The sequence below is a fragment of the Burkholderia sp. AU38729 genome, from assembly GCF_020419725.1.
GTDB lineage: Bacteria > Pseudomonadota > Gammaproteobacteria > Burkholderiales > Burkholderiaceae > Burkholderia.
The window spans coordinates 1-25,014 of sequence record NZ_JAIZQO010000007.1 but is presented as its reverse complement, the minus strand read 5'-3'; the positions used below and the strand labels follow the sequence as shown (position 1 = coordinate 25,014).

The following is a 25,014-nucleotide window of genomic DNA, read 5'->3' as shown; positions in this document are numbered from 1 at the left end:
CGATGGCACACGACATCCAATTTGCCGACGGCGCAGCGCCGTTCTCCCAGTCGCAGCAGTTTCACGACATCAAGAATGCCGCGCACGAGCATCTGCTGACGCGCATCGAGGAACTCGGCGCCGAATTCGGCCGTTGGTCGCGCCAGGCGATCAACCAGTTCGTCGATCTGGAAATCGACAGCTTCGTGCGTCTGCGGCGCATTCCCCTGAACGAGACCGAGGTCAGGGCGATTGCGGAGGCGCTGACGAAAGAGCTCGCCGGGTTCGGTCCGATCGAGGACCTGCTCGCCGATCCGCACGTCGAGGACATCCTGATCAACGGCTACAACGACATCTACGTGTCGCGCCACGGCATCCTGGCGAAGCTGCCGATCCGTTTCACCGACAACGCGCACCTGCTGCGGATCGTGCGCCGCATCCTCGCGCCGATCGGCCGACGTCTCGATGAGTCGAACCCGATGGTCGACGCGCGGCTGCCGGACGGCGGGCGCGTCAACGTCGTGATCGAGCCGCTGTCGATCGACGGGCCGGTCGTCTCGATCCGGAAATTCCGCAAGGATCCGCTGAAGCCGGCCGACCTGCTCGCCAACGGCACGTTCAATACGGAAATCGGTACGTTGCTGGAAGCGGCGGTCGAGGCGCGCTGCAACGTCCTCGTGTCGGGCGGCACGAGCTCCGGCAAGACGTCGCTGCTCAATGCGCTCGCGTTTCACATTCCCGAGCACGAGCGGGTCGTGACGATCGAGGACACGGCCGAGCTTTCGCTGAATCACCCCCATGTCGTGCGTCTCGAGAGCCGCCCGGGCGGCTTCGACGGCAACGGCGTCGTGACGATCCGCGACCTGCTGCGCAATACGCTGCGGATGCGGCCGGATCGCATCATCGTCGGCGAAGTGCGCGGCGGCGAGGTGCTCGAGATGTTGCAGGCGATGAATACGGGGCACGACGGATCGATGGGTACCGTCCACGCGAGTTCGCCGCGCGAGTGTCTGTATCGCCTCGAGATGCTGGCCGGTTTCGCGGGTTTCCAGGGAACGGAATCGAGCCTGCGCCGGCAGATCGCGAATGCCATCGACTTCATCGTGCAGATCGGCCGGCTATCGAACGGCCGGCGCCGGATTCTTTCGGTTACCGAAGTGACCGGACTGTCCGACAACATCATCGCGACCCAGGAACTGTATCGCTACGAGGCGCGTGTGACGCCGGAGGGCGAAGAGGTCGACAACTGGGAGTCGCTCGGCATTCATCCGCATTCGCCGAAGCTCGCACGCTTCCGCCAGTCGCTGCAGGCCGCCGGCTTCGGCGGTAGCGGCGGCAGTGGTTTCGGTGGCGGCTTCGGGCGCGGGGGCGGGGGCTTCAATGTATAGCCTGATGGCCGGCGTGCTTGCAATGGCACTGCTTTGCGTGGCCGCCGCGTTGATGCTGTGGCGGCATGGCGAGGCGAAACGCGGCCGAGCCGACGTGCAGCGCTTCATCGACAGCCGCATCGAGCCGGCCGCGCGGGCGGCGGGTGCGATTCAGCGCGACGCGCGGCCGGCGCCGAACGTCGCGGCCGCGTCCGGCGCGGCGCGCGCGCAATCCGCCGCGCCGGCGTCGCGCTGGGCACACTGGCGCGAGATCGCGATGGAATACCTCGCCAACCTGGCGAGTCGTGCAGGGATCGAGGATGCACGCGGCAAGGCGCTTCTCGCGCTATTGGGATTAGCCGCGGTCGGGCTCGTGGCCGGTAACCGGGGCGGCTGGCTCGCTTGCATCGCCGCGCTCGTGTGCGGCGCGTCGCTGCTCGTGTTCTGGCTCGTGTCCCGCATTCAGCGGCGGCGCCTGGCGATCGTGCGCCAGTTGCCGTCGTTCCTCGACGGCATCGTGCGTCTCGTCACGCTCGGCAACAGCGTGCCGGCGGCGTTCCAGGCTGCGCTGCTGACGACGGAGGCGCCGTTGCGCGGGTGTCTGGACCACGTATCGCGGATGTTGCGCACCGGGGTCGAGATCGACCGTGCGATGGGGCATATCGCGAGCGTCTATCAGACCAAGGAGTTCGAACTGGTCGGTTCGGTGCTGCGGCTCTCGGTCCGGTACGGCGGCCGCGCCGACGTCATGCTCGACCGGATGTCGACGTTCATGCGCGACCTCGAGCAGGCCGAGCGGGAGCTGGCGGCGATGTCGTCGGAGACGCGGTTGTCCGCGTGGGTGCTGGTCATGTTGCCGATCGCGATCGGCAGTTTCGTGATCGCGACGAATCCGCTCTATCTCCAGTCGATGTGGAACGACTACACGGGACGTCAGCTGTTGTTCGTCGCCTTCATGCTGCAGTTCGCGGGCGGGATCTGGTTGTACCACATGGCCAAACTCAGGTGACGGCATGACAGCCAATCAACTCGGTTCGCTCGCATTGGCACTCGGCGCACTCGGCGTCGTGCTGCTGGCATGGCTCGCGGTGCGCCGCGCGGGGGCGCAGACGCGCAGCGATCGCACGCTGGCCAGCGCGCTCGAGCGGCGCACCGCGACGCTCGAGGCAGCGGGCGCACGGGCCGCACAGCAGTCCGATGAATCCCGGCCGAATCCGGTCGAGCGCGCTGCCGGCGCCAGGCCGTCGTTCGTCGTGCAATGCCTGGACCGCCTGTCGATGGTCGGGACGCGCCTGCTCGATACCCGTCTGGGCCGGTATCTCGTCGCCGACGAAGATCGGCTGTTGCTGGAGCAGTGCGGTTACGCCGACACGCGTACCCGCGGGCTGTTCCTGAGCGCGCGGCTCGCCTGCGCAATCGTCGTGCCGTTGCTTTTCCTCGTGCTGATGGGCTCGCACCTGACCGGCGCGCAATGGCGGGCCGGCGGGGGCATCGCGCTCGTCACCGGCTTCATGTTGCCGAAGCTCTACCTGCGACGTCGTGCTGCACAGCGCCGGCAATCGGTGATCGACGAACTGCCGCTGCTGGTCGACATGCTTCGCTTGCTGCAGGGTGTCGGATTGTCGCTCGACCAGAGCATCCAGGTCGTGACGAACGACTTCAAGGGAATGATGCCCGTGCTGTCGCTGGAAATGGAAATCGCCCAGCGGCAATTCGCTGCCGGCCGGACGCGCGAGCAATCGCTGCAGCGGCTGTCGTCCGGTTTCGAGAACGAGGATCTGCGTGCGATCGTGCGGCTGCTGATCCAGGTCGACAAACACGGCGGCGCGGTACAGGAGCCGCTCAAGCAGTTCGGTGACCGGTTGCGCGAGGCGCGCCGCGCGATGCTGCGTGAACGGATCGGCAAGCTGACGGTGAAGATGACGGGCGTGATGATCCTGACGTTGCTGCCGGCGCTGCTGATCGTGACGGCCGGGCCGGGAATGATCTCGGTGTTGCGCGCGCTGAGCCAGGCGCAGCCCTGATGCCGGGAAGCCAAGGAAGCAAGATGAGACGCATCGATGAAATCGTGAAAGTGGCCGGCGTGCTGGCAATGGTGGGCCTGCTCGGCGCGTGCTCGGCGTTCAAGGAAAGCGGGTACGGCGTCGGTCCGCAGGCCGAGCGTGCCGCGCTGATGGACGCGGCGGCGCAGAAGCAGGCGGCGCCGGATACGCCTGGCATGTATCTCGGCCTGATCGAGCGGATGCAGTCGCAAGGGCTGTATTACGCGTCGCTGGCGCATATCGACGCATACGAAAAACAGTACGGCGCATCGCCGCAGACGATCCTGCTGCGCGCCGATGCGTTGCGCATGACGGACCAGCCCGCCGCGAGCGCCGCGGTGTATACGCAGTTGCTCAACACGGCGCTCGCCGCGCGCGGCTATCGCGGTCTCGGGCTGATTGCCGGCGGCGCGGGCGATTTTCCGCGCGCCGCGCAGGCGCTGTCGCAGGCCACCGTGCTGGCGCCGACCGATGCGTCGACGCTTTCGGATCTCGCCTACGCGAAGCTGCGCAGCGGCGATGTCGACGGGGCGCGCATTCCATTGATGAAGGCCGCGGAGCTCGATCAGAGCAATCCGAAGATCATCAGCAACCTGGTGCTGTACCTGCTCGCATCCGGCCGGACCCATGATGCGCAGAAGCTGATGGCGCAGCAGAAGCTGTCGACGGACGTTCGCAACGACATCCGCAACGACGCGGCGCGGATCACCGCGGCGGCGCGCACGTGGCGTCGCGCATCCCAGGCGCCGGCTTCGGCGTCGGTTGCCACGCCGATCGGTTCGGGGAGCGTGGTCGACGTGTCGGGCTCGGATGTCGCGAAGCGTCCGTCCCCGGTGGCGAACATCCAGGGATTCGATCCGACTGCGCCGCTGCTGCAGCGGTTTGCACAATGAAAAAAGGCATTGGGGGGAACTGACATGACGAACAACAAGAATTCCGGTCGCGTGGCACGCGTGTGCCAGGGTGTCGCGCTTCTCGTGCTCATGGGGGCCGCTACCGCGGCGTATAGCGACCAGCCGGCGCCCGACGCGTCGGAAATCGGTCACGCAACGAACGCACTGCTGGCATTCCAGCGTGACGGACGTGCGGCCGGGCCGGCGTTGCCGGCACTGGGCGATACCGCGTCGCTGTCCTATCAACGCTATCTCGAATCGTTCAAGCACAAGATTCCGGAATCGATGGGGTCGCCGGTCAGCTCGAGCGGCAACGGATCGTCCGGCGGGCAGGGTTCATCGCAATCGTATTGAGCGGAGCCGCGATGAGCATTGCTCGACATGCATCGAACCGGATGGCCGGACCCGGTCGCGCGTCGCCGCGGCGGCAGCGGGGTTCGGTCGTCGTCACGGCGGCCGTGTGGATCCTGCTGTCGATGGTGATTCTCGGTTCGGTCGATATCGGCAACGTCTTTTTCACGCGCCGCGACATGCAGCGCGTGGCCGATCTTGCTGCGCTCGCCGCGGTTCAGAAGCTGGACGACACGTGTGCGAACGTGACCTCCGTGGCCACCAGCAACGCCACGACGAACGGCTTCACGCTGGACGGCAGCGGCACCACGTCGCTGTCGGCCGAATGCGGTTACTGGGCGCCGTCGGCGACCGGGACGGCGAGCTCCTTCTATTCGTCGAAATCGACGGTGCCGCTCGCGACGCAGTTGAATGCCGTGCGGGTGACGGTCTCCAAGACGCTGCCGTATTTCTTCTTCGGGCCGACCCGCACCGTGACCGCCACGTCGACCGCGAAGGCAACCAACATCGATACCTTCTCGATCGGCGCGACGCTGGCCGCGGTGGGCGGCGTCGGCTGCTCGGGCGCGCCGAGCGGGAACCCCGGCCTGGTGAACGCGCTGCTGGGCTCGTTGTTGCAGGGGCAGGGCGGCACGCCGCTGAACCTGAACCTCGTGTCCTACCAGGGGCTCGCCTGTGCGAACGTCAAGCTCGGCGACATCGCCGTCGCGCTGCAGTCGCTGTCGGTCGGCAACGGTACGATCGGCGGGCTGGTCAATGCCAACGCGTCGGTCGGCACGTTGCTCAACGCGATGGTGGCGGCCGTCAACAAGACGACCACGCTGGGTACGACGCTGCAGACCAGCGCAACCGGCGCACTGACCACCCTCGCCAACCTGAACCTGCTCAGCAACACGGCGCTCAAGGTCGCCAGCCTGACCGGACAGGGCGCGACGTCGCTGCTGACGCTGGGCCTCGCGAACACGCAGGCGGCGGCCGACGCGACCGTGAACGTGCTCGATCTCGTGATGGCGATGGCGCAGATCTCGCAGGCCGGCAAGCCGGGCGTGGTGATCGGCGCCAACGTGCCGCTGACGCTGCCGAACGGCAACTCGGTATCGATCGTCCAGTTGCAGGCGCAGGTCATCAGCCCGCCGACCATTGCGGTCGGCGAAGGCGGGAAGGACAAGAACGGTGCGTGGCGGACGGTTGCGACGAACGCGCAGGTCGGCCTGTATCTCGTCGTCAACCTGGGCGTGAATCCGCTGCCGGTCGTGGTGTCCGCGAACGTGTATCTGCCGCTTTACGTGCAGCTGGGTGCCGGCAGTGCGACGCTGCTGTCGACCAACTGCCTGACATCGCCGAATTCCGCGACGATCACCGCGCAGCCGAGCATCGCCAATCTCTGCATCGGCCAGCCGCCGCTCACGGCCGGCAATCTGCTGAACCTGCCGGCGAACTACAGTTGCTCGACGCCGGCCAAGGTGCTCGACGTGCTGGTTCTGGCCGGCGCCGTGGAGGTGTCCGCGACCGTTTCCAACGTGTCGGTGAATCTGGCCGGCAGCCCCGCAACCAACACGTTCTACGGGCGCGGCGGCAGCGATCCGTCGTACTACTGGACAACCAATACGAACGCGCTGGGTTCGGCCGTGAACAACGCGCTGACGGGATTGCAAAACGCCCAGATCACACCGACCGTGAGTCTGCTGTTCGGGATCGTCACGGTCACGATTCCGCCGAATTTCATTTCATCGCTGTTGTCGGTCCTGACCACCGTGCTGAGCCCGCTTTTGACCGCGCTCGACGGTATCATCGATCCGTTGCTGGACCTGCTCGGTGTCCAGCTCGGTGCCGCCACGGTGCATCAGATGTCGCTGACCTGCGGCGTCGCGCAAACAGTCAGCAATTAGAGAAGCAAGACCACCCGATGAGAACCACGCCCGCATTCGAAGAGCTCGACCTGTACGTCTGGGAAGGCAAGGCGGACATTGTCGACCGCGTCGCCCGGTGCATGGCGAGCTTCGACGTCGAAGTGATCCGCGCCGACAACGCGGAGATCTCACCCGAGCGCGCCGCCTTGCGGCCGTCGCTGGCGATCATCAGCGTGACGATGATCGAAATCGGCGCCGCGTTCCTGCGCGACTGGCAGGCCAATATCGGCATGCCGGTCGTCTGGGTCGGCGCGGCGCGCGATCACGACGCGTCGCAGTATCCGCCCGAGTATTCGCACATCCTGCCGCTCGACTTCACGTGTGCCGAGCTGCGCGGCATGATCGGCAAGCTCGTCACGCAGTTGCGGGCGCATACGGCCGAAACGTCGCATCCGACCGAACTCGTCGCGCACTCGGAATCGATGCAGGCCCTGCTGCACGAAGTCGATACGTTCGCCGATTGCGACACCAACGTGTTGCTGCACGGCGAAACCGGCGTCGGCAAGGAGCGCATCGCGCAACTGCTGCACGAAAAACATTCGCGTTACCGGCATGGCGAATTCGTGCCCGTGAACTGCGGCGCGATTCCCGACGGCCTGTTCGAATCGCTGTTCTTCGGTCATGCGAAGGGATCGTTCACGGGTGCGGTTGTTGCGCATAAAGGCTATTTCGAGCAGGCGGCCGGCGGCACGCTGTTCCTCGACGAAGTCGGCGATCTGCCGCTATACCAGCAGGTCAAGCTGCTGCGCGTGCTCGAGGATGGCGCGGTGCTGCGCGTCGGCGCGACGTCGCCGGTCAAGGTCGATTTCCGGCTGGTCGCGGCGAGCAACAAGAAGCTGCCGCAGCTCGTGAAGGATGGCCTGTTCCGCGCCGATCTCTACTACCGGCTCGCGGTGATCGAGCTGAGCATTCCGTCGCTGGAAGAGCGCGGCGCCGTCGACAAGATCGCGCTGTTCAAGTCGTTCGTCGCGCAGGTCGTCGGCGAGGAGCGGCTCGCTCAGTTGTCCGATCTGCCGTACTGGCTGACGGATTCCGTCGCGGACAGCTATTTCCCCGGCAACGTGCGTGAACTGCGCAACCTCGCCGAGCGTGTCGGCGTGACGGTGCGGCAGACGGGCGGGTGGGATGCCGCGCGGCTGCAGCGGCTGATCGCGCACGCGCGCAGTTCGGCCCAGCCGGTCCCGGCGGAGAGTGCGGCCGAGGTGTTCGTCGATCGCAGCAAGTGGGACATGAACGAGCGCAATCGCGTCATCGCGGCGCTCGACGCAAACGGCTGGCGGCGTCAGGATACGGCGCAGCAACTTGGCATCAGCCGCAAGGTACTGTGGGAAAAAATGCGCAAATACCAGATCTTCGACGAGGAACCCGAGACCCGCGAAAGCGAGTAATTAATGAGATAAAATCGCGCTGAATTACAACGACTCGGGCGGGAATAGAACTTCATGAGCCATATGACGGGGTTGGGAAGGGCGTGCGTATTGCTCGCCCTGGCGGGAGGCATGCAGGGCGCGTACGCGCAAAGTCTGGCGGACAGCGGCGCGCCGGTCGTACAGCAGGCATCGGCGCCGGTGGCGGCGATTCCGGCGATCGATTCGCAGACGTCGCTGCAGCCGCAGGCGGGCGAGTCGACGGGGCCGAGCACGGTCGACGACTTGCAGCGCCAGATCCAGGCGCACACGCTCACGGAAATGCGCACGAGCTACAACGGCAGCTACGGCGCGAGCCTGCTGTTCAACGTGAAGGACGGTGGGTACTTCGTCGCGCTGTTCCAGCAGAAGGCGTTCTGGCGCGTCATCAAGACTTACGACGAAACGCGTGCGGAAGCGATCTATCGCGATTTCTCGCGCCAGGCGGAGCGGCTGGCCGTGAACGAACTGCGGGCGGCGAAGCTGGAATCGCAGAAGGCGCAAATGGACAAGCAGATCGAAGTCACGCAGGATCGCGCGCGGCGTCTGCAGGCCGATATCTCGATCGCCCGCCAGCAGCAGGCGGCGGTCGCGGATCGCCAGAAGAGCGTACGTAACGAGACGGCCGCCTTGCAGGCGCAGCAGGCCGAGCTTCAGTCGCAACTGCGTGCGTTGCAGCAGCAGGTGCGTTCGTTGCAGCGTGAGGCCGATGCGGGCCTGCCGACGACGGCACGCTGAACCCGGCGGCGGTGCGGCGACATGCCGCGCCGGTCGCACCAGTAAAAAGGGCAAGCCGGTTGGCTTGCCCTTTTGCTTTACTGGCCGTCCGGCACGATTCGCCGGCGGCGCGTCACGATGACCGGCCCGCTGCCGCCGCGGGCATCCGACGGCGAGGCGTTGCCGGATGCGTCGCCGGTGTCGCGCGGTGCGCCGTAGCTTTCGCGCGGTTCACGGGGTTCGCGCGGGGCACCGTAGCCTTCGCGCGGCTCACGCGAGCCGTAACCCTCGCGCGGTTCGCGCGAGCCATAGCCTTCACGCGGTTCGCGGGAGCCGTAGCCGCCGTCGCCGCGCGATTCACGCGAGCCGCCGTGCGAGCCGTACGGGCTGTGACCGCCGCCTTCACGGCCGCCGGGGCGCCCGCCGGTGCGCGGCCCGCGGGGGCCGCTGCCGCCCGGGCGCGAGCCGCCCGTGTCGAGCTGGATCGTGGAAATCGCGCGCTTGTAGATGCCTTGCAGACCCACGGGGGTGCGCAGCATCACCAGGTACTGGTCGAACGACTCGATGCACCCCGTCAGACGAATGCCGTTGACGAGATAGATTTCAACGCGCTTACGTTCCTTGCGCGCCGAATTGATGAAGTCGTTTTGCGGATGGGATTCTGCGGGATTGACCATTGAGGTGCGGCAGGAGCCTGCGTCAGAGAATATGTTGTGCGTGTGTGTGGCGTGTTCGTCCACAAGGTGTTTGGCGGGATTCTACCCTGTTCAATCGGGGAGCGCGTAGTCGTGATTGTGTCGAACCGTAACCCACTATAGACGTTCCAGCGCATTTTCGCGATTCGGCCAAACGGCTAACGCCATTTCGTTACGTCGCGTTACGACTCTCGCAAGGCCGTATCACCTGGGTTCGCGCGCGACGTTTACTTTAGTCGCGCGAGCCGGGCGGGCCGGCATATCAGGGATTCAGAACATGAACAAGAGACGATGGGCAGCGTGGGTCGGGAGCGTGGCGTTGCTGGCTTCCGGCAGTGCGATGGCGGGGCATGTCGACCTGTCGGTCGGCATCGGCGTACCGGTCGCGCCGGTCTATGTCGAGCCGGCCCCGGTCTATGTGGCGCCGCAACCTGCCGTGGTCGCCTATCCAGGCTACGGATACGGCTACTACGGCGATGACGACGACGACCGCTATCGCAAGTGGCGCAAGCACTATTACAAGCATTGGCACCGGCACCACGGCGACGACGATGACGATTGAGCCCGAGGCCAGCCCCGCGCGCATCAGAACGCGTAGTCGGGGTTTTTCGGGTCGAATGCGGTGTCGTCGAGCGTCGCCGGGGCGATTTTCTCGATGACGATCCGCTCGAAGATCTTGCCGTCGTTGTCATACGACTCGACGGTCCGGAAATAGGGCGCGTGCAGGTCGAGCCCCAAGATTTCCTTCTTCGCGTAGAACTGCGGTCGCCCGGTCGGTGTTTCGTAGGTGAGCGTAACGACGCGCACGCCGTTGATCGTTCTGGCTTCCACATCGGTCGGCCGCTGCACGCCGGCTTCCAGATATTTCTTCCCTTCGGTCAGGTACAGGTTCGTGATGAATTCGGTGCCCAGATCCTTCACCTGGTGATTCGACTGGGCGCGCGCGAGTGCGCCGTCGATGGCCGTCCATAGCGGAATCTTGCCGAGCAGGCCGCCGAGGTGGCCGTACATCTCGTCCTTGCGCTGCGTCGTGTCGTAGATGGTCTCCTGTCCGGCGTGCGCGCCGCCCGGCAGCCATTTCGCATAGACGCGCAGCGGCTCGCGGGTGGTCTTCACGAGCATGCGGTCGGGCGTATCGGACCATTTTCCGCTGATGCGTTCCTGGCGCACCATCGTGAACTGGTAGGACGGATAGCCGTTGGGACCGTTGCGGATATAGAGCGGCACGGCGAGCGGATCGAGCGCCTTGAAGAGCGCGGTGAGCGTCGCGTCATCGAGTTGCGCGAGCGTGCCGCGCTGCGCGGCCGTGCGCAGCCAGCGCGCCTGTTGCGCGACCGGTTCGCGGGTGACTTTCGAGAGATCGGCCGGCAGCGCGACCTCCTGCGCCGCGCCCGCGGCGCTGGCCGCTTCCTGCGCATGCAGGCCAGTCTGGGCGAGCGACAGCATGCACGCGACTGCCACGGCGGCGGCATGCCGCGCGTGGCGCTTCTTTCCTTCGTTCATCGACGGCGTCTCCCGGGGCGATGGATCGTTCAGCCTTGCTTCGCGGCCTTGATTTTGGCGAGTTCCTCGTCGCGCAATGCGCGGCGCAGGATCTTGCCGACGTTCGTCTGCGGCAGCGCGTCGCGGAACTCGACGAATTTCGGCATCTTGTAGCCGGTCAGGTTCTTGCGGCAGTGCGCGAGCACGTCGTCGACCGTCAGCGCCGGGTCGCGGCGCACGACGAACACCTTGATCCGTTCGCCCTGCACCTCGTCGGGAATGCCGATCGCCGCGGCTTCGCTGATGCCCGGATGCATCACCAGCACTTCCTCGATCTCGTTCGGATACACGTTGAAGCCCGACACGAGGATCATGTCCTTCTTGCGGTCGATCAGGCGGATGAAGCCGCGTTCGTCCATCACGCCGATGTCGCCGGTGCCGAGCCAGCCGTCGGCGTCGATCACCTTGGCCGTCTCGTCGGGGCGCTGCCAGTAGCCGCGCATCACCTGCGGACCATGCACGCACAGCTCGCCCGGTTCGCCGACGGGCGCCCAGGTGCCGTCCTCGCGGCGAAAGCGCACGACGGTGGACGGCGCGGGCAGGCCGATCGAACCGCTGAACGCGGCCATGTCGTTCAGGTCCACGGGGTTCATCGTGACGATCGGGGAGCACTCGGTCAGGCCGTAACCCTCGACGACCGGCCGGCCCGTCACCTGCTGGAAGCGCTCCGCGACCGCGCGCTGCATCGCCATCCCGCCGGCCATCGCGAGCTTCAGCTTCGAGAAATCGCGCTTGCGGAATTCCTCGTTGTCGAGGAACGCGTTGTACAGCGTGTTGATGCCGGTGATCCCGGTGAACGTCTCGTTGCGGATGATCTTCATCACCATCGTCATGTCGCGCGGGTTCGCGATCAGGATGTTGCGCCCGCCGAGCCCCATGAAGATGAAGGCGTTCACCGTCAACGAATAGATGTGATACAGCGGCAGCGGCGTGAGCACGGTTTCGACGTCGCCCGAGACCTGGTCGGCGATCCAGGCCTTCGCCTGCAGCAGGTTCGCGATCAGGTTGCCGTGCGTGAGCATCGCGCCTTTCGCGACGCCGGTCGTGCCGCCCGTGTATTGCAGGAACGCGAGGTCGTCACGCATGATCTGCACCGGCTGCGGCGTGCCGCGCGCCCCGAGCGCAAGCGCCGAGCGCAACCGGATGGCCTGCGGCAGGTGGTAGGCCGGCACGAGCTTCTTCACGTGCTTCAGCACGAAATTGATCAGGCGTCCTTTCGCATTGAAGCCGTCGGCGAGCAGGTCGCCGAGGGCGGTGACGACGATGTTCTTCACCTGCGTTTCCGGCAGCGCGTCCTGCAGCGTGCGCGCGAAGTTCTCGAATACGACGATCGTCTGCGCGCCGCTGTCCTTCAGCTGGTGCGCGAGTTCGCGCACGGTATAGAGCGGATTGACGTTGACGACGATCGCACCGGCCTTCAGCGTGCCGAACAGCGCGACGGGGTACTGGAACGTGTTCGGCAGCATGATCGCGACGCGGTCGCCGGGCTTGATGCCGATGCCTTGCAGGTACGACGCGAACGCGTCGACTTTCCGCGCGAGCGTGCGATAGGTCATCGATGCGCCGGCGCTCACGTAGGCGACGCGCTCGGCGAAGCGGCTCGTGCATTCGTCGAAGAACTGCACGAGCGATGCGTACTGCGTGACGTCGATCTCATGCGGGACGCCGGGCGGGTATGACGCGTACCAGATGCCGTCGGTGTTCGGCGGAAGCTGGGCCGCTGCGGTTGCTGCGGAAGATGACATGACGAGTCTCCGGTCTTTGCTCTCGGCGAGGGCGGGCGCTTCGGCGCCGGCCCGTGCCTCGTGCCGCACGGTCGATCGACGGGGCGCCTCGACGCCCCGCACGACCGCGCGTTTCAATCAAATCGTGAACAGGAAGCCGCGCGTGGCCTCGCGCGCTCAGTTCGTGGAATGCAGCGTCGCCGTATCGACGGCGGTCGCAGCCGACTGCGGCAGCCCGAACGCTTCGCTGGCCCCCGCATCGTCGAGCACGGCCGCGAAGATCGACAGTTGCGCGCTGTCGGGCATCGGCGCTTTCAGCGCGGCGACGATCAGCGACGACAGTCGCGCGATCATCTGCACGTCGTTCATCGTGCGGCCTTGCGAGAACTCGTCGATCAGGCTTTCCGTTTCGGCGCCCGCGAGCGCGCCGGACAGCGCGCCGATCGCGAAATGCAGCCGCCAGCCGAGCTCCGTGCGCGGCAGGTGCGGCAACGCGCGCTGGAACGCGTCGAAGAAGCGGCCAGCGACGCTCGCGTAGTGCGCGGTCAGGAAGTTGCGCACGAACGGCGACGGATCGGTGTACGCACGGCCGATCAGGCGCAGGAAGCCGGGCCCCCCGCGTTCGGGATTGCGCGAGGCCTTCAGCGCCGGAATGAACATCGCGCCGAGCACGTGCTCGCAGGTGATGTGCGTGCCGAGTTGCGCATCGAAGCGGTCGAGGATACCGAGGCGCTCCTGGTTGAGCTGGTCGAGCCGGCGCGACAGCATCGCGTGGATCAACGCCTCCTTGCTGCCGAAGTGGTAGTTGACCGCGGCGAGGTTGACCGCCGCGCGCGAGGTGATCTGGCGCATCGACATCGCCTCGAAGCCATGCTCGATGAACAGGTCCTCGGCCGCATCGAGGATGCGCGCCTTCGTCCCGCCGGTCTGCCGCGTGCCGGATGACCGTGCCCCGGACGGCCGTCCCGCGGATGGCCGCCCCTCCTGACTTACTGCCATGTCCCGCCTCCCATGCCGGTCGCCCGGCCGCGAACTGGTGATTTGTTTGTCTGATTCAAACAGCCGTTTTTATTAAGATAAAAAATCGCGGACGGAGCGGGCAAGCGGGGAATCTGGACAAATTCCTCTAGTTCGATGTGCGAATGCGGAAAGTATCGCGCGTGCCCTCGGCAGGACGGGGTACGCGCGATGATGCGGTGCGGCAATGCGCGGGTTCAGCCGACCGTGCTACGCGTATTGACCGATTGCGTCATGTCGATGCCGCGCCGCTCGCGGCTGAACAGGATCAACACGGCGATCACGACGGCGACGACGCCGGCCACGAGCGCGAGCGCGAAGCCGTAATTGTTGTTGTTCGACACGGCGAGCGAGGCCTGCATCGTCGCGTTGCCCGACGCGAGCAGGTTGCCGAGCTGGTAGACGACGCCGGGGAAGGTCGCGCGGAGCTCGTCGGGCGAGATCTCGTTCAGGTGAACCGGGATCACGCCCCACGCACCCTGCACGGAGATCTGCATCAGGAACGCCCCTGCGGCGAGGGCAATCGGGCCGCTCGAGAACGCCCACAGCGGCAGCACGGGCAGGGCGATCAACGCGGCGATGAAGATGGCGCGACGCCGGCCGATCCGCTCCGAGATCGCGCCGAACGACAGGCCGCCGACGATGGCGCCGATGTTCAGCACGATCGTGATCCACGACACGGTATGCGGATCGAAGTGATGCTGTTCGCGCAGGAACGTCGGATAGAGATCCTGCGTGCCGTGCGAGAAGAAGTTGAACGCGGTCATCAGCACGATCGCGTAGATCGTGAGCTTCCAGTTCTGCTTCAGCGTGGAGCCCAGGCTCGGGCGCGGGCGCTTTTCCATCTGCTTCCATGCCGGCGATTCGGGCACGTGCGCGCGCACGTACAGCACGAGCAGCGCGGGCAGCACGCCGACCATGAACATGCCGCGCCAGCCGATGTACTGGTAGAACAGGCCGAACACGACGGACGCGAGCAGGTAGCCGCTCGGATAGCCGGCCTGCAGCAGCCCCGACACGAAACCGCGCGCATGGGTCGGCACGGTTTCCATCGTGAGTGCCGAGCCGACTCCCCATTCGCCGCCCATCGCGACGCCGAACAACGCGCGCAGCACGAGCAGCGCGGTCAGGCTCGGTGCGAAACCCGATGCGAGTTCGAGCAGCGAGTAGCACGCGATGTTGACCATCAGCGTCGGGCGGCGGCCGAAGCGATCGGCGAGCCGGCCGAAGATCAGGGCGCCGAGCGGGCGCATCGCGAGCGTCAGCGTGAGCGCGAACGCGACGGCGGGAATCGTCGACCCGAATTCGGCGGCGATGTCCTTCAGCACGAACACCATCAGGAAGAAATCGAACGCATCGAGTGTCCAGCCGAGGTAGGCGGCGATCGTGACGTTGCGTTGTTCGCGGGTCCAGCTCATGTCCGAGGTCTCCTCGTTGGCTTGCGCGCTCACGTTGTGGATGCGGATGCCGGCCCGGCTTGCGCGCGGTGCGGGGGCATGGATCGAGTGTAGGCGGCGGCGCCGGACGATGTGGGGCGCGATAACGTCGAATCGGGAATAATCCCTAGGAAATGAACTGTTTCGGAAATGGCAATGCCGTCGCACCAAGCCGGCGACAGGCATCTGTATCATTCCGGAAGGCTGTTTGTAGCTGTTTTGTAATGCGCCCCGATGCGCATCGTCACCGAATCAGGAGTCCCGATGACCGAACGTTCCGCCGCCACGCTGCCCGTGCTCGAGACTGCGCGGCTGTGGCTGCGTCCGCGTGTGCTGGCCGATCTCGACGCGTGCGTCGCGATGGATCGCGATCCCGAGGTCACGCGGCACATCGCGGGCCCGTGGCACGATCCCGTCGAGCATCGGCGCTTCGTCACGCACCGGATCACGTGCGAGTATCCGCCGGGCCTCGGCTACTGGTCGATCTTCGAGAAGGCCGCCCCCGATGCGTTCGTCGGCTGGATCCTGCTGATTCCCGACTATGTGGACGGCGCGCGCGACGTCGAGATCGGCTGGCGGCTGGTGCGTGCGACATGGGGGCGCGGCATCGCGAGCGAAGCGGCGGCGGCCGTCGTGCGTCACGCGTTCGACACCGTGCGCCTGCCGCGCGTGATCGCCGATATCGCCGAGGCCAACAGCGGCTCGCTGAATGTCGCGCGCAAGCTCGGGATGCGTCGCGTGAGTGTCGTGCACGATGGCATTCCTTACATTCGACATCGTCTCGAACGCAACGATCTGCGCGCGTAGCGCGGCGTCGTGCGTGGGCGGGTCGTCGGGCGGTTGTCAGAGATCGTCAACCGCAGGCGTATCGAGGTCATGACGTATTAACGGCTCGCGCGATCAGGAGTATCGTTGCCGGAATTTCGCAACATGGGGTACGACCATGGCTCTCGGCAACGATGTTCACCTGATTCCCGTCAAGCTGGAAGAACTGCGTCCGACGCAGATGACGGTCGGCTATCGCGAAGTCAAGGCGAAGCGCAAGCACTGGAAGGCGCTCAACAAGCGGGCACGCAAGGCCGCGATCGAATCGCACTGGTTCCCGGCCGTGCTCGGCCCGGGCGGGCTGCACTACATCACCGATCACCACCACCTCGGCCTCGCGCTGATCGAGGAAGGCGAGGCACGCGTGAACGCGATGCTGCTGAAGGACCTGTCGTGGCTCGACGACACGATCTTCTGGCGGATGATGGAACACAACCAGTGGGTGCATCCGTTCGGCGCGGACGGCACGCGCCGTGACTATGCGAATCTGCCGAAGGCGCTGACGGGGCTCGTGGACGATCCGTACCGCAGCCTCGCCGGCGAGCTGCGTACGGCGGGCGGCTATGCGAAGGATGCGACGCCGTTCAGCGAATTCCTGTGGGCCGACTACCTGCGCCAGCACGTGTCGCTCGACCAGATCCGCAAGAACTTCGCGAAGGCGCTCGACATCGCACTGCATCGCGCGCACGACCAGGATGCACGCTATCTGCCCGGCTGGTCGGGCGTCATCGCCGTCAAGCCCTGACCGCCTCATGACGACCGCCCCGATCCGCCCCGATGCCGGCCCGCAGCATGCCGACCATTTCGCCGCGCTCGACACGGCCTCGCCGCCGCCCACGCGACGCATCGGCCTCGATGCGCTGGCCGGCCTGTCGATCGCGGGGCTGCTGATCCCCGAGGCGGTCGCGTACGCGGGGCTGGCGAACCTGCCGCCGCAGGCCGGTCTGATCGCGTTGCTGTCGGGGCTCGTCGTCTATGCGCTCACCGGCAGCAGCCGCTTCGCGATCGTGTCGTCGACGTCGTCGTCGGCTGCCGTGCTTGCGGCGACCGTGCTCGCGGAATCGGGGATGGCGCTCGCCGCGCAACTCGCGCTCGCGGCGGCGCTCGTCGCGATGACGGGCGTGCTGTTCATCCTGGCCGGTGCCGCGCGGCTCGGCGGCATGTCGGATTTCGTCGCACGGCCGGTGTTGCGCGGCTTCACGTTCGGCCTCGCGCTGACGATCGTCATCAAGCAGCTGCCGAAGATCCTCGCGATTTCGGTGCAGCACAGCGATGCGCCGCATGTCGCGCTCGACCTGATTACCGGCGCGCCGCACGCGAATCTCGCGAGCGTCGTGCTCGGCGCCATTGCGCTGGCGTTGCTGTTCACGCTCGGGCGCAGCTCGCGCGTGCCCGCGACGCTCGTCGTGATCGTGCTGTCGATCGCGGCCGGCTACGCGATCGACTGGCAGCGATACGGGATCGCGATCGTCGGCCATATCGATTTCAAGCATATCGAGTTCGGCCTGCCGACCCTCGACCGCAACGCGTGGATGCAGACCATCGAGCTTGCGTTCGCGCTGATGCTGATCCTGTACGCGGAATCGTACGGGTCGATCCGCAACTTCGCGCTGAAGCATGGCGACAGCGTGTCGCCGAACCGCGACCTCGTCGCGCTCGGCTGCGCGAACCTCGTGTCGGGCCTGCTGCACGGGATGCCGGTCGGCGCCGGCTATTCGGCGACCTCGGCGAACGAAGCGGCCGGCGCGCAGTCGCGCTTTGCCGGCCTGTGGGCGGCGGGCGTGGTCGCGCTGATCGTCTGGCTGCTGCTGCCGCAGCTCGCGCGCACGCCGGAGCCCGTGCTCGCGGCGATCGTGATCTTCGCGGTCAGCCACTCGCTGCATCCGTCGGTATTCCGGCCGTACTGGGCCTGGCATCGCGACCGGCTCGTCGTGATCGCCGCGCTGCTCGCGGTGCTCGTGCTCGGCGTGCTGCACGGGCTGCTCGCGGCCATCGGCGTGAGCCTGCTGCTGACGCTGCGCAAGCTGTCCGAACCGAACGTCAGCGTGCTCGGCAGGCTGCGCGACAGTCACGATTTCGTCGACGTGGCGAGCCATGCCGAGGCGAAGCCGGTGCCGGGCGTGCTGATCGTGCGGCCCGAGGCGCAACTGTTCTTCGCGAATGCGGACCGGATGCTGAACCGCGTGCGTGCGTTGATGAAGGCTGCGCCGGACGCGCATACCGTGATGCTGAGCCTCGAGGAAACGCCGGATGTCGACAGCACGACGATCGAATCGTTGCGCACGTTCGCGGCGGAATGCACGGCGCGCGGATTGCGGCTCGCGATCGTGCGGCTCAAGGTGCACGCGCTGCATGCGTTGCGCCGCGCGGCCGACGATACGCTGCACGACGATGCGATGTCCGAACTGAGCGTCGACGAGAGCCTGCAACTGCTGCAGGCCCGGATGCCGCCGGACGGCAGCGACGGCACGACCGCCGCGTGACGGGGCGGCGCGGGGGCGCCGCGCCGGTGAGTGCTATGGCGACACTGCGGCGTCGGCGGAACGATCGATCATGTCGGTCACTTCGGCCGCCGTCGGCGCATAGGCGCCTGCCTGTGCACAGGCGACCGCCGCACAGGCGGCTGCGTAGCGCAGATGCTCGGCGGCGGATGCATCGGGACGCGCGAGCTGGCTCGCGAGCCAGCCGCCGATGCTCGCATCGCCGCAACCGACGGTGTCGGCCACGTCGGTCGGGAACGCGGGCTGGAACAGCACGAGGTCGCGATGCAGGAGCTGCATGCCGGATGCGCCGCGCGTGACGAGCATCGCGGCGTCCGGCGCCCACGCGCGCAGTTGCGCGAGCGCGGCGGCTTCATCGAGTTCGGGAAACAGCCCGCGCAGATCCTCGTCGGATACCTTGATCCAGTCGGCGAGCCCGGCCAGCCGGCGCAGCGTGTCGCGATACGACGGCGCGGCCATCGGTGCGCGGAAGTTCGGGTCGAACGAGATCCGCTTGCCGGCCGCGCGCGCCGCTTGCGCCACGTCGATCAGGCGCGACGCGAGCGGCTCGCGCACGACACCGAGCGAACCGACGTGCACGATCTCGGCCGCGTCGAGTGCGCCGGCGGGCAGGTCCGCCGGATCGAACGCGAGATCGGCGCTGTTCTCGCCGATGAAGAAGTAGTGGGGCGGCTGCTTCGACACGACCATCGCGAGCAGCGGCGCGCGGTCGACCTGCCGGATGAAGCGCAGGTCGAGCCCCGCGTCGGCGCTCTTGCGCATCAGCTCGTCGCCGAAGGTGTCGCGGCTGACCGTGCCGGCGAAGGCCGTCGGCACGCCGAGTCGCGCACCGACGCGCGCGACGTTCCAGCATGAGCCGCCGGCGACGCTATGCCAGTGCTGGTCGTCGTCGCGGATGAAATCGGTCAGTGCTTCGCCGAATACGATCAGGCGGGGAAACGTCGTCGTCATGTCGAAACCTTGTGCCGCGGTGGTGTGCGCGGCGATGCAGCGATTGATCTGAAAAGGCGGGCAGTGCGGGCCGTCGCATGCAGCGACGCAGTCCGGCACTGCCCGGTAGCGCGAGCGGACGGGGGGCGCGATCAGCGCGGGGTGCTCCAGCCCTTGTAGCTCTTCACGTTGTCGCGCGTGATGAGCGTCGGCTCGATCAGGATCATCGGATTGGCCGGCTTCTGGCCGTTCATGATGCCGTAGCCGACGTTGACGGCCTGCTGCGCCATCGCCCACGGGTCCTGGCTCGATGACGCCTGCACGAGCGTATTCGACTTGAGCGCGACCTCGATATCGGGCGCGCCGTCGACCGACGTGATCACGATGTTCGGGCGGTTCAGCTGTTTCGCGGCGAGATCGCTGCCGATCGCCTGCGGGTCGTTGATCGTGAACACCGCATCGAGCTTCGGAAAGCGCGTCAGGTAGCCCTGCATCGCGTTCATCCCGCCTTCACGCGAGCCCTTGCCGTCCTGGTCGCTCGACAGCACCTTGATGCCGGCGCTTTTCGCGAGCACGGTCTTGCAGCCGTTGACGCGATCGATCACGGCCGACACCTGCGGGCCGTTCTCGATGATCACGTTGCCCTTGCCGTTGAGTTTCTTCGCGATGTAGTCGCATGCCAGCTCGCCGGCCTTCACGTTGTTGGTCTGCACGGTCGCGTTCGCGCCGGCCGCGGCGACGTCGACCGCGACGACCGTGATGCCGGCCGCCTGCGCCTTCTTCACCGCCGGCTCGATCGCCTTCGGATCGGTCGCGTTGAGCAGGATCATGTCGACGTGCGCGGAGATGAAGTTGTCGATCTGCGTGAACTGCTTGTTCAGGTCGTAGTCGGCCGACACGGCCGTGACCTTCGCATTCGGGTTGATCTGCCTGGCGCGCGCCTCGGCGCCCTTGACGATCGTGACGAAGTACGGGTTGCCGAGCGACCCGACCGTGACGCCGATCGATTTGAGCGGCTTGTCGGCCGCGTGCGCGGCGGAAGCGCCGAAGGCGAGTGCGCAGGCGACGGCGGTCAGGGCGGCTTTGTGCTTGAACATGTCGTGGTGTCTCCGTGAAGTGGCTTGGCGGGCGGGCGCAGGGATCGGCCTGCGCCGCCAGGTTGAATGGACGGGCAGGGGCTCAGGTGCGGGCCGAATCGCGCTGGCGGTAGCGGTCGAGCGCGACGGCGCCGATGATCACGAGCCCCTTGATGATGTATTGCCAGATGTCGGACACGCCGAGCAGCACGAGCCCGTTGGTCAGCACCGCGATGATCAGTGCGCCGATCAGCGTGCCGACGATCGAGCCGACGCCGCCGACGAAGCTCGTGCCGCCGAGGATCACCGCGGCGATCGCGTCGAGTTCGTACGACTGGCCGAGCTGCAGGCCATTGGCCGCATAGAGCCGTGCGGCCGACATCACCGCGCCGAGGCCGGCGAGCAACCCCGACGCCGCATACACGAACAGCTGGATCGCCCGCACGTTGATGCCCGACAGGCGGGCGGCTTCCGGATTGCCGCCGACCGAATAGATGCGCATCCCGAGCACCGTGCGGCGCAGGATGAACCACGAGATCGCGATCACCGCGCACGCGATCACGACGAGCCACGGCACGCCGAGGATCGTGCCGTTGCCGATGAACGCGAACGGCAACTGCGGATTGAACACGGTCGTGTCGTTGCCGATCAGGCGCGCGACGCCGCGCACGGCGGTCATCGCGCCGAGCGTGACGATGAACGGCGGCAGGCGCAGGAACGAGATCAGGCCGCCGTTGATCGCGCCGAACACGAGGCCGACGAGGAGCGCGAACGGCACGCCGAGCCAGCCCCAGCCCGGGATGGTCGACGCGAGCAGCGCCGCGACGGCCGCGGCGGCGAGCACCGAGCCGACCGATAGGTCGATGCCGCCCGTCAGGATCACGAAGGTCATGCCGGCGGCGAGCACGATGTTGATCGACGCCTGCTGCGTGACGATCGACAGGTTCTGCAGCGTGAAGAAACCGTCGGTCAGGAAGCCGAAGCCGATGCACAGGACCAGCAGCACCGGCAGCATGCCGGCGGTGCGGATCAGCGACTGCATGCGGGCGCGTTGATCGGCGCCGCGCAACAGCGGCGTACGGGTGGCCACCGGCTGGGCCGTCGCGGAAGCGAGGTTCCGCTGCTTGGTCGGGTTGATCATTTCGGTAACCTGGATGTAAGAAGGAAATGAAAAGGGCGCGGCTCAGTGCGCGTCGGCGAGTTCGGCCTGCGAGCCGGTGGCGAGCGCGATGATGGCTTCCTGCGTGATGGGCGTCTGCGTGTAGCCGCCGAGTTCGCCGGCGATCTCGCCTTCGCGCATCACGAGCACGCGGTCGGCGACACCGATGATCTCCGGCAGTTCGCTCGAGATCACGATCACGCCCACGCCGGCCCGGGCCAGTTCGTTGATGATCCGGTAGATCTCGGATTTCGCGCCGATGTCGACGCCGCGTGTCGGCTCGTCGAGGATCAGCACGCGCGGCTTCGTTTCGAGCAGGCGCGACAGCAGCACTTTCTGCTGGTTGCCGCCGGACAGCGCGCCGACGTTGACGTTCGCGTTCGGCACGCGGATCGACAGCGACGCAATGGCGTCCCGCGCGCGTTCGGCGCCGCGCGCGAGATCGAGGGCACCGAGCCGCGCATCGCGGTTGCAGACCGAGATGTTGATGTTGTCGCGCACGCTCATGTCGAGGAACAGGCCCTGGCGCTTGCGGTCTTCGGTCAGGTAGACGAGGCCCGCGTCGATCGCGTCGCGCGGCGAGTGCGCGCCGAACGTGCGTTCGCCCACCTTCACGTCGCCGCGCACACGTGGTTCGGCGCCGAAGATCAGCCGCGCGAGTTCGGTGCGGCCTGCGCCGACGAGACCCGCGATGCCGAGCACTTCGCCGGCGTGCAGGTCGAGGCTGCAGCCGCGCACGCGTGCGCCGTCGGCGATGTCGCGGACCGACAGCAGCAGGTGGCCGGGGTCGTACGGTGCGTGTTCCTTCTTGTAGAAGCCGGAGATGTCGCGGCCGACCATCATCGCGACGAGGCGCTCGGCCGACAGCGATGCGCGTTCGAGCGTGCCGACGTATGCGCCGTCGCGCAGCACCGACACGCGGTCGGACAGCTCGTAGATCTCCGCCATACGGTGGCTGATGTAGATGATCGCGAGACCTTCCTCGCGCAACTGGCGGATCAGGCGGAACAGGTGCTCGGTTTCGCGCGACGACAGCGGCGTGGTCGGCTCGTCCATCACGAGGATGCGTGCGCGGGTGTGCACGGCGCGTGCGATCTCGACGAGTTGCTGCTCCGCGATCGACAGCGTGTCGACGAGCGTGTCGGGCCCGAACGATGCGCCCAGCCGCGCGAGTACGTCCTCGCAGCCGCGCGCCATCGCCGCGCGGTCGATCGTGCCCCAGCGCCGGTTGCCGCGCCGCAGTTCGCGGCCGATGTAGATATTTTCCGCGACGGTGAGGTTCGGCGACAGGCACAGTTCCTGGTAGATCACCGCGACGCCTGCATCGCGCGCGGCAAGTGGGCCGTCGATGTCGATGCGGGCGCCGTCGATCAGGATCTCGCCGCCGGCGTCGGCACGGTAGGCGCCCGACAGGATCTTCATCAGCGTCGATTTGCCGGCGCCGTTTTCGCCCATCAGCGAATGGATCTCGCCGGGATAGACGGTCAGGCTGACGTTGTCGAGCGCGCGCACGGCCGGGAACGTCTTGGTGATCCCGCGCATCTCGAGCAACGGGCGGGGCGACTCAGATCGCGACATGGTTGACCTCCTGCGAGTCGGTGCGGGCGCCCTTGAGGATGCCGGCCCGCGGGGAGAAGTTGAAGAACATCGGCAGCGTGGCCGCGCCGATCGCACCGGCGTCGGCGCCGAACGTGCCGCGTACGAGCACCGGCGTGCCGCGCGCTTCGGGCGCGGTGGCCACGAGCGCGGCGCGCAGGCGCGTCGTGACCGCGTCGAGCAGGCCCGCGTCGGTATCGGCGTCGAGCACGACCACCGGCGCGTCGACCACGCACAGCACCGCGCGCAATGCCGGCGCCAGCGCGTCGACGCAATCGTCGATCCATTCGTCGACGGCGGGCAGGCCGCGGGCGATGCACGCTTCGAGATCGGCCCGGTTGTCGACCGTTTCACCGTGATGGCGCAGATGGCGCACCAGCGCATGCAGCGATGCACGCGCGAGCAGGATGTCCCACGGGCCGCGTGGCGGCGGCGCGGAAGCCAGCCGGCTCGGCGGCACGGGAATCACGGCGATGTCGCCTGCATTGCCGGTCACGCCGCGCAGGCAGTCGCCGTCGATCGCGATGCCGCCGCCGATGGCCGGCCCGATGAACAGGTAGACGAAGTCGTCGCACTGCCGGCCGTATCCGTAGAACAGCTCAGCGATCGCGGCTGCGTTGCCGTCGTTTTCGCCGAACACCGGAAGCGACAACGTGCGACCGAGGTCGGCCGCGAAATCGACGTCTTCCCACGCGCGGAACGTGTCGGGTGCGAGGCCGAGTTCGCGCATCCACGCGCCGAGGTTGTAGGGCTGGGCGACGCCGATACCGGTCAGGCGGGCGCGCTCGTGGTCGGGGAGCAGGGCCTGCATCGCGTCGATGTCGTGGCGGACGATCTCGAGCACGTCGGCGGGCGGCGGCAGCAGCGTGTCGTGCGAGCGGCGGCCGAGCACGTCGCCGGCGAAGTTGACGAGCGCCGTTTCGATGCGCATGCGGTCGAGATGGACGCCGATGCCGAACGCACCGCTCGGATCGAGGCGGATCAGCGAGGCCGGCTGGCCGCGCTGGCCTTCGGTGCGGCCCGCGAATTCGATCAGCTTCGCATCGGCGAGCGACGCGATGATGCTGCCGACTGCCGTTCCCGTCATGCTCGCGAGGCGGGCGAGGTCGGCCTTCGACGCGCTGCCTGCGCGGCGCAGCGTCTTCAGCAGCAGGCGCTCGTTGTAACGGCGCACGTTGGCCGAGTTGCTTCCCTGGCCGAAGTGCGGGCTTCTCATGGCGTCTCCTTCCATGGTGCGCTGTCCGGCAGCGCATTAAATAAATCACGTTGATTTATTTAACCGCGCGCACGTCGGCGTGTCAGCCTAGGGAAATCCCGGTTTCGGTGGAGGCGGGACGGTGGTGCGGGGGTGTTCGAAATCGGGGATGGATCGCGGAGATCGAGAAAATCGGGCGCAGAGTGGTTTGTGGGGCGATCCGAGCGCGTCGCGCCGGGTTGTTGCGGGATCATGCCCTTAGGGCTCGCTGGCACCGGTGTGCAAAGCCAAAGCGACTGGTTTGCTCTCTGGGATGGGGTGTGTGTTTCCGGCGCCGGAAATGAAAAAAGGCCGGCTAGAAGCCGACCTTTTTATAAAACAGATGGTGCCCAGGAGAGGACTCGGTCACACAAGCGCGACCCCGGCTGCGCTTGCAAGCGCAGCCTTTCGAGTCCTCGCGCAAAGCGCGCAGGCGCTTTGCTTCCTGGGCCGGAAATGAAAAAGGCCGGCTAGAAGCCGACCTTTTTAAAACAGATGGTGCCCAGGAGAGGACTCGAACCTCCACGATGTTGCCACCGCTAGGACCTGAACCTAGTGCGTCTACCAATTCCGCCACCTGGGCACGTTTCGCTTGTTGCTGCATCGCGAAAGAA

Annotated in this window: 22 protein-coding genes and 1 tRNA gene; 12 read left to right on the top strand and 11 right to left on the bottom strand. The window is 66.8% G+C overall.

Annotated elements, in window-relative coordinates:
- Positions 1-2 precede the first annotated feature (2 nt).
- Genes LGM56_RS19175 through LGM56_RS19140 form a run of 8 tightly spaced genes read left to right on the top strand, consistent with a single transcriptional unit; the run spans position 3 to position 8,686 of the window.
- Positions 3-1,367, top strand: coding sequence for a CpaF family protein (locus LGM56_RS19175; RefSeq protein WP_089494727.1), 1,365 nt, complete (start codon positions 3-5; stop codon positions 1,365-1,367).
- Positions 1,360-2,355 carry a type II secretion system F family protein gene (locus LGM56_RS19170; RefSeq protein ID WP_179254808.1) on the top strand — a complete coding sequence of 332 codons (996 nt, stop codon included), beginning with the start codon at positions 1,360-1,362 and terminating at the stop codon, positions 2,353-2,355. The genes LGM56_RS19175 and LGM56_RS19170 overlap by 8 nt, the downstream gene beginning before the upstream one ends.
- Positions 2,356-2,359: 4 nt before the next feature.
- Positions 2,360-3,370 (top strand): type II secretion system F family protein, encoded by a 1,011-nt coding sequence (locus LGM56_RS19165; RefSeq protein ID WP_226206435.1) that lies wholly within the window; start codon positions 2,360-2,362, stop codon positions 3,368-3,370.
- A gap of 23 nt (positions 3,371-3,393) precedes the next feature.
- A complete protein-coding gene (locus tag LGM56_RS19160; RefSeq protein WP_089494730.1) occupies positions 3,394-4,281 on the top strand; it encodes a tetratricopeptide repeat protein in 888 nt (295 codons plus the stop codon).
- A 24-nt stretch (positions 4,282-4,305) separates the two neighbouring features.
- On the top strand, positions 4,306-4,635 hold the full coding sequence (locus tag LGM56_RS19155) for a DUF3613 domain-containing protein (RefSeq protein ID WP_089494731.1): 330 nt from the start codon (positions 4,306-4,308) through the stop codon (positions 4,633-4,635).
- Positions 4,636-4,646: 11 nt separating this feature from the next.
- Positions 4,647-6,521 carry a TadG family pilus assembly protein gene (locus LGM56_RS19150; protein ID WP_089494732.1) on the top strand — a complete coding sequence of 625 codons (1,875 nt, stop codon included), beginning with the start codon at positions 4,647-4,649 and terminating at the stop codon, positions 6,519-6,521.
- Between the two features lie 17 nt (positions 6,522-6,538).
- A complete protein-coding gene (locus LGM56_RS19145; RefSeq protein WP_226206434.1) occupies positions 6,539-7,930 on the top strand; it encodes a sigma 54-interacting transcriptional regulator in 1,392 nt (463 codons plus the stop codon).
- A gap of 54 nt (positions 7,931-7,984) precedes the next feature.
- Positions 7,985-8,686 (top strand): DUF2968 domain-containing protein, encoded by a 702-nt coding sequence (locus LGM56_RS19140; protein ID WP_226206433.1) that lies wholly within the window; start codon positions 7,985-7,987, stop codon positions 8,684-8,686.
- A 77-nt stretch (positions 8,687-8,763) separates the two neighbouring features.
- On the opposite strand, the gene hfq is transcribed toward LGM56_RS19140, so the two are convergent.
- Entirely contained in the window at positions 8,764-9,342 is a 579-nt protein-coding gene (gene hfq / locus LGM56_RS19135) for an RNA chaperone Hfq (protein ID WP_226206692.1), read from the bottom strand.
- A gap of 295 nt (positions 9,343-9,637) precedes the next feature.
- On the opposite strand from hfq, the gene LGM56_RS19130 reads away from it, so the two are divergent.
- Positions 9,638-9,922 (top strand): hypothetical protein, encoded by a 285-nt coding sequence (locus tag LGM56_RS19130; RefSeq protein WP_226206432.1) that lies wholly within the window; start codon positions 9,638-9,640, stop codon positions 9,920-9,922.
- 23 nt (positions 9,923-9,945) lie between these two features.
- Here the strand turns inward: LGM56_RS19130 and LGM56_RS19125 are convergent, their stop codons facing one another.
- From LGM56_RS19125 to LGM56_RS19110, 4 genes are all read right to left on the bottom strand, one after another.
- A complete protein-coding gene (locus LGM56_RS19125) occupies positions 9,946-10,863 on the bottom strand; it encodes a DUF1571 domain-containing protein (protein ID WP_226206431.1) in 918 nt (305 codons plus the stop codon).
- A gap of 29 nt (positions 10,864-10,892) precedes the next feature.
- On the bottom strand, positions 10,893-12,647 hold the full coding sequence (locus LGM56_RS19120; protein ID WP_226206429.1) for an AMP-binding protein: 1,755 nt from the start codon (positions 12,645-12,647) through the stop codon (positions 10,893-10,895).
- Between the two features lie 156 nt (positions 12,648-12,803).
- A complete protein-coding gene (locus LGM56_RS19115; RefSeq protein ID WP_089494738.1) occupies positions 12,804-13,625 on the bottom strand; it encodes a TetR/AcrR family transcriptional regulator in 822 nt (273 codons plus the stop codon).
- 215 nt (positions 13,626-13,840) lie between these two features.
- A complete protein-coding gene (locus tag LGM56_RS19110; RefSeq protein WP_226206428.1) occupies positions 13,841-15,061 on the bottom strand; it encodes an MFS transporter in 1,221 nt (406 codons plus the stop codon).
- A 282-nt stretch (positions 15,062-15,343) separates the two neighbouring features.
- On the opposite strand from LGM56_RS19110, the gene LGM56_RS19105 reads away from it, so the two are divergent.
- The 3 genes from LGM56_RS19105 (at position 15,344) to LGM56_RS19095 (ending at position 18,387) form a co-directional block, all read left to right on the top strand.
- Positions 15,344-15,886: a GNAT family N-acetyltransferase gene (locus LGM56_RS19105; protein ID WP_226206426.1), complete on the top strand. Its 543-nt coding sequence runs from the start codon at positions 15,344-15,346 to the stop codon at positions 15,884-15,886.
- Between the two features lie 136 nt (positions 15,887-16,022).
- On the top strand, positions 16,023-16,649 hold the full coding sequence (locus LGM56_RS19100; RefSeq protein ID WP_089425241.1) for a ParB-like protein: 627 nt from the start codon (positions 16,023-16,025) through the stop codon (positions 16,647-16,649).
- Between the two features lie 7 nt (positions 16,650-16,656).
- A complete protein-coding gene (locus tag LGM56_RS19095) occupies positions 16,657-18,387 on the top strand; it encodes a SulP family inorganic anion transporter (RefSeq protein ID WP_226206424.1) in 1,731 nt (576 codons plus the stop codon).
- Between the two features lie 33 nt (positions 18,388-18,420).
- Here the strand turns inward: LGM56_RS19095 and LGM56_RS19090 are convergent, their stop codons facing one another.
- The 6 genes from LGM56_RS19090 to LGM56_RS19065 all read right to left on the bottom strand — a co-directional run bounded on the left by LGM56_RS19090 (position 18,421) and on the right by LGM56_RS19065 (position 24,983).
- Positions 18,421-19,356 (bottom strand): carbohydrate kinase family protein, encoded by a 936-nt coding sequence (locus LGM56_RS19090; RefSeq protein ID WP_226206422.1) that lies wholly within the window; start codon positions 19,354-19,356, stop codon positions 18,421-18,423.
- Positions 19,357-19,487: 131 nt separating this feature from the next.
- Positions 19,488-20,432 carry an ABC transporter substrate-binding protein gene (locus LGM56_RS19085; protein WP_089425243.1) on the bottom strand — a complete coding sequence of 315 codons (945 nt, stop codon included), beginning with the start codon at positions 20,430-20,432 and terminating at the stop codon, positions 19,488-19,490.
- A gap of 82 nt (positions 20,433-20,514) precedes the next feature.
- Positions 20,515-21,552, bottom strand: a complete 1,038-nt coding sequence (locus LGM56_RS19080) for an ABC transporter permease subunit (protein WP_039358899.1) — start codon at positions 21,550-21,552, stop codon at positions 20,515-20,517.
- Positions 21,553-21,594: 42 nt separating this feature from the next.
- Positions 21,595-23,148 carry a sugar ABC transporter ATP-binding protein gene (locus LGM56_RS19075; protein WP_226206420.1) on the bottom strand — a complete coding sequence of 518 codons (1,554 nt, stop codon included), beginning with the start codon at positions 23,146-23,148 and terminating at the stop codon, positions 21,595-21,597.
- Positions 23,135-24,382 carry an ROK family protein gene (locus LGM56_RS19070; protein WP_089494743.1) on the bottom strand — a complete coding sequence of 416 codons (1,248 nt, stop codon included), beginning with the start codon at positions 24,380-24,382 and terminating at the stop codon, positions 23,135-23,137. Before LGM56_RS19070 ends, LGM56_RS19075 begins: the two co-directional genes overlap by 14 nt.
- 514 nt (positions 24,383-24,896) lie before the next feature.
- Positions 24,897-24,983: transfer RNA gene (locus LGM56_RS19065), tRNA-Leu, on the bottom strand.
- Between the last annotated feature and the right edge of the window lie 31 nt (positions 24,984-25,014).

Coding starts and splice junctions, on each gene's coding strand:
- LGM56_RS19170 (WP_179254808.1), top strand. CDS start 1,360: ATGTATAGCCTGATGGCCGGCGTGCTTGCAATGGCACTGCTTTGCGTG.
- LGM56_RS19115 (WP_089494738.1), bottom strand. CDS start 13,625: ATGGCAGTAAGTCAGGAGGGGCGGCCATCCGCGGGACGGCCGTCCGGG.
- LGM56_RS19080 (WP_039358899.1), bottom strand. CDS start 21,552: ATGATCAACCCGACCAAGCAGCGGAACCTCGCTTCCGCGACGGCCCAG.
- LGM56_RS19095 (WP_226206424.1), top strand. CDS start 16,657: ATGACGACCGCCCCGATCCGCCCCGATGCCGGCCCGCAGCATGCCGAC.
- LGM56_RS19125 (WP_226206431.1), bottom strand. CDS start 10,863: ATGAACGAAGGAAAGAAGCGCCACGCGCGGCATGCCGCCGCCGTGGCA.
- LGM56_RS19155 (WP_089494731.1), top strand. CDS start 4,306: ATGACGAACAACAAGAATTCCGGTCGCGTGGCACGCGTGTGCCAGGGT.
- LGM56_RS19150 (WP_089494732.1), top strand. CDS start 4,647: ATGAGCATTGCTCGACATGCATCGAACCGGATGGCCGGACCCGGTCGC.
- LGM56_RS19165 (WP_226206435.1), top strand. CDS start 2,360: ATGACAGCCAATCAACTCGGTTCGCTCGCATTGGCACTCGGCGCACTC.
- LGM56_RS19145 (WP_226206434.1), top strand. CDS start 6,539: ATGAGAACCACGCCCGCATTCGAAGAGCTCGACCTGTACGTCTGGGAA.
- LGM56_RS19140 (WP_226206433.1), top strand. CDS start 7,985: ATGAGCCATATGACGGGGTTGGGAAGGGCGTGCGTATTGCTCGCCCTG.
- LGM56_RS19160 (WP_089494730.1), top strand. CDS start 3,394: ATGAGACGCATCGATGAAATCGTGAAAGTGGCCGGCGTGCTGGCAATG.
- LGM56_RS19110 (WP_226206428.1), bottom strand. CDS start 15,061: ATGAGCTGGACCCGCGAACAACGCAACGTCACGATCGCCGCCTACCTC.
- LGM56_RS19120 (WP_226206429.1), bottom strand. CDS start 12,647: ATGTCATCTTCCGCAGCAACCGCAGCGGCCCAGCTTCCGCCGAACACC.
- LGM56_RS19100 (WP_089425241.1), top strand. CDS start 16,023: ATGGCTCTCGGCAACGATGTTCACCTGATTCCCGTCAAGCTGGAAGAA.
- LGM56_RS19075 (WP_226206420.1), bottom strand. CDS start 23,148: ATGTCGCGATCTGAGTCGCCCCGCCCGTTGCTCGAGATGCGCGGGATC.
- LGM56_RS19175 (WP_089494727.1), top strand. CDS start 3: ATGGCACACGACATCCAATTTGCCGACGGCGCAGCGCCGTTCTCCCAG.
- LGM56_RS19090 (WP_226206422.1), bottom strand. CDS start 19,356: ATGACGACGACGTTTCCCCGCCTGATCGTATTCGGCGAAGCACTGACC.
- LGM56_RS19085 (WP_089425243.1), bottom strand. CDS start 20,432: ATGTTCAAGCACAAAGCCGCCCTGACCGCCGTCGCCTGCGCACTCGCC.
- LGM56_RS19130 (WP_226206432.1), top strand. CDS start 9,638: ATGAACAAGAGACGATGGGCAGCGTGGGTCGGGAGCGTGGCGTTGCTG.
- LGM56_RS19070 (WP_089494743.1), bottom strand. CDS start 24,382: ATGAGAAGCCCGCACTTCGGCCAGGGAAGCAACTCGGCCAACGTGCGC.
- hfq (WP_226206692.1), bottom strand. CDS start 9,342: ATGGTCAATCCCGCAGAATCCCATCCGCAAAACGACTTCATCAATTCG.
- LGM56_RS19105 (WP_226206426.1), top strand. CDS start 15,344: ATGACCGAACGTTCCGCCGCCACGCTGCCCGTGCTCGAGACTGCGCGG.